The following is a 3,474-nucleotide window of genomic DNA, read 5'->3' as shown; positions in this document are numbered from 1 at the left end:
GATTACCAGATAAAAGCCAGCCTGAACGAACTGCCAACAGATACTACGGTTACCGGCCAGGTAACGGTATCGTATACCAATAACAGCCCCGACCAATTGGACCACCTTTGGTTTCAGTTGGATCAGAATTTGTTCAAGCCCGATTCGCGCGGAGCTGCCACTACACCCGTTAGCGGCGACAGGTTTGACGTGCGTGGCTTTAGCCGTGGCGGTTACCACATCCAATCGGTAACGGTTACCTATATGGGCAAAAGCTATAACGTTACACCGGTTATTACCGATGCGCGTATGCAGGTTCGCCTAAAAACACCGATGGCAGCCAATGGCGGCAAAATACAGGTAAAAGTGAACTATGATTTTTCGATACCGTTTTACGGTGCCGACCGTATGGGCCGCAAAACCTTTAAACAAGGGGTAGTTTATGAGATTGCCCAATGGTACCCACGCATGTGCGTGTACGATGAGATAGAAGGCTGGAACACGCTGCCTTATATGGGCTTAGGCGAGTTTTATTGCGAGTACGGCGATTTTGACTACTACATTACCGCGCCAAGCGATATGACTGTTGTAGGATCGGGCGACCTGCAAAACGCGGCGCAGGTACTCACCCCAACCCAGATAGGCCGTATTGCCGAAGCTCGCAAAAGCGATAAAACGGTAATGATCATCAAGCCGGAAGAGGTAGCGCAGGCAGCCACCAAATTTGGTACCGGCAAAACCCGCACCTGGCACTTTAAAATGCTGAACAGCCGCGATGTATCGTGGGCAGCGTCAAAAGCGTTTATCTGGGATGCAGCAAGGATTAACTTCCCTTCGGGCCGTAAAGGTATAGCACAGTCGGCCTACCCGGTCGAAAGTATGCGTAACGATATCAGCGCCGGATGGGGCCGTTCCACCGAGTACCTCAAATACAGCATCGAGCTGTATTCGGGCAAATACATCGAGTACCCCTGGAACTCGGCCGTAAGCGTGGCCGGTGTGGCTTTGGGTATGGAGTATCCCGGCATTATTTTCTGTTTAGACAACCTTGGCGGTAGAGGCCTGTGGGGAGACGTTACCCACGAGATAGGGCACAACTGGTTCCCGATGATCGTAGGATCAAATGAGCGCAAATACATGTGGCAAGATGAGGGTTTCAATACTTTTATCAACGAATATTCGACTGAGAAATTTAACAAGGGCGAATTTTACGATTCGACTGCCTATAGCGCCCGAAGGATAATGCGCGGTTTTGTCAGAAACCTGGATCCATTAATGACGCCATCGGAAGCCATGAACCTTAACGATTACGGCTCGTACTACAATAAAACCTCACTGGGCCTCGACATGCTGCGCAACCTGGTATTAGGGCACGACCGCTTTGATTATGCCTTTAACTATTATGTGAAGTATTGGGCCGAAAAGCACCCTACCCCTTACGACTTTTTCCGTGCCATGAACAGTGCAGCGGGCGAAGACCTGAACTGGTTTTGGAAAGGCTGGTTTTTTACCACCTGGAAACTTGACCAAGCCATCGGCGGCGTAAAATATGTTAGCGATAGCGACCCATCGAAAGGTGTTTATATTACGCTGGTTAACAAAGAGAAGCTGGTAATGCCGGTTGAGCTCAAGATAGTTCAGGTAGGCGGTAAAACCGAAGTATTGCACCTGCCTGTCAACATATTCCAGCGGGGCGCGGTATGGACGTTCAAATACCCATCAACGGCGGCCATCGAGAGCGTTACGCTCGACCCATACGGCCACCTGCCTGATGTTGATCTGAAAAACAATGTATACAAACCAGTTGCTAAATAAGGTTTGATAAACTTAAATGGAAAGGGGCGGATGTTTTGAACATCCGCCCCTTTTTTTATGATTAGCTTTCCTGTTCAGCAGGTTTAGCTTTTTTATCTGTACGAATCCAACGCAGGTAAGTAAAGATTCCCAATATGGCAATTACGGCATAAAATGCGATCCACATAGTTTGTGAAGAGCCTTGATCAGGTTTGATAATGTAACCGAATATCAGCTTGACAACCAACAAATAAGATATGTTGAGGATTACAAATGCTGCTAACAGTATCTTTTTAACTTGTTGTTCGTAGGCTTTCTTCATGCTTCTTTTTGGGGGCTAAATCCCGTGTTGTATCAGGCTTTTTCAAACTCCAACGAAGCATAGTATTTTAAACTGTCGCAAAGTTCTTCATCGGTGCATACATTATCAATTTCGCATTGGCCGATATTGGACAGTAGCGAACAGTTGATTTTGCCGCCCTGATTCTTTTTATCCTTGCGCATGGTATCGTTTAGTTGGCCGAAAGTTGATTCGTCCAATGGATATTTGCCATATAAGCCAAGCAGTGTATCGATAATTTCCTGCATAGCGGTAAGGGAAAGCCCACATTTTTGGTGCGAAAGATAAGTCTCGCATATCATGCCAGCTACAACGGCTTCACCATGTGTTAATGGGTTCTCATCGTTATTAAGCGAATAGCTTTCGATGGCATGGCCAATAGTATGTCCAAAATTAAGGATCTTGCGAAGGCCGCGTTCTTTAGGGTCGGCTATTACCACGTCGTTTTTAATGGCTATCGAATCGTATATCAACTCAGGGCTCAGATTTTCAAGGTCGCTTTGTTTTAGCTTTCGCCAATAAGCGGCATCGGCAATAAGGCCGTGTTTCAACATTTCGGCCAAACCTGATTTTACCTGCCTTGCGGGCAAAGTTGATAAAAAACGGTGCTCAATAAATACAGCTTTGGGCTGCGTAAATGTGCCAATAATGTTTTTAAGGTTGAAGATATCGATACCGTTTTTACCACCTACCGAAGCATCCACCTGGGCCAAAAGTGTGGTAGGCACGTGTACAAAGTCGATACCGCGTTTGTAGGTTGATGCTGCAAAGCCGCCCAAGTCGGTAATTACACCGCCACCAAGATTAATCAGCAGGCTGTTACGATCAGCGCCAAAGTCGATCAGCATCTTCCAAATGCCTACGCAAAAGTCGATGCTTTTGCTTTCTTCGCCGGCGTTTATTTCAATCAGATCATAATTGTCCTTATCGTCCAGGTTTTCAACCAGTAAAGGCAGGCAATATTTGGCCGTGTGCTCGTCGGTTAACACAAAAAAGCGAGAGTAGTTGCCCTGCTTTATAAACCGGTTGAGCTCGGCAGATATATTGTTGAAATAGATAGGATAGTCTATGCTTTGTAAGGTATTCATTTGTTACTTGATCAAAATTTTGTTGCCCCGAAACTCCACTATGTCGCCCGATCTTACTTTCAGGCGTTTGCGATAGTCAACGGTGCCATTGTATTTTACTTCGCCCTCTGTAACAACTATTTGGGCTTCGCCACCTGTTTGTACAAGGTTGGTAGCCTTCAATAATTGAATCATCGGGATAAATTCTTCGGTAAGTTTAAACTCAATCATCAGAAGCGCAAAAATAAACTATTCAACGGATAAAGCTTTAATATATGTTACATTTTATAAATT

Annotated in this window: 4 protein-coding genes; 1 reads left to right on the top strand and 3 read right to left on the bottom strand. The window is 45.8% G+C overall.

What is annotated here, in order from left to right; genetic code table 11:
- Positions 1–1,794: M1 family metallopeptidase (locus QZX97_RS07395; RefSeq protein WP_295651820.1), on the top strand; the 1,794-nt coding region annotated here is incomplete at its 5' end.
- 61 nt (positions 1,795–1,855) lie between these two features.
- Here QZX97_RS07395 and QZX97_RS07390 read toward each other — a convergent pair.
- The 3 genes from QZX97_RS07390 to QZX97_RS07380 are packed head-to-tail and all read right to left on the bottom strand — an operon-like array spanning position 1,856 to position 3,411.
- Entirely contained in the window at positions 1,856–2,095 is a 240-nt protein-coding gene (locus QZX97_RS07390; RefSeq protein ID WP_295651818.1) for a hypothetical protein, read from the bottom strand.
- 32 nt (positions 2,096–2,127) lie between these two features.
- A complete protein-coding gene (gene aroB, locus QZX97_RS07385) occupies positions 2,128–3,201 on the bottom strand; it encodes a 3-dehydroquinate synthase (protein ID WP_295651816.1) in 1,074 nt (357 codons plus the stop codon).
- A gap of 3 nt (positions 3,202–3,204) precedes the next feature.
- Positions 3,205–3,411 (bottom strand): RNA-binding S4 domain-containing protein, encoded by a 207-nt coding sequence (locus QZX97_RS07380; RefSeq protein ID WP_295651814.1) that lies wholly within the window; start codon positions 3,409–3,411, stop codon positions 3,205–3,207.
- Positions 3,412–3,474: the final 63 nt, after the last annotated feature.

Origin of the sequence: uncultured Mucilaginibacter sp. (genome assembly GCF_903893715.1) — a bacterium.
Classification (GTDB): Bacteria; Bacteroidota; Bacteroidia; order Sphingobacteriales; family Sphingobacteriaceae; genus Mucilaginibacter.
Note: the sequence above shows the minus strand (reverse complement) of the source record. Positions and strands in the feature narration are given on the sequence as shown.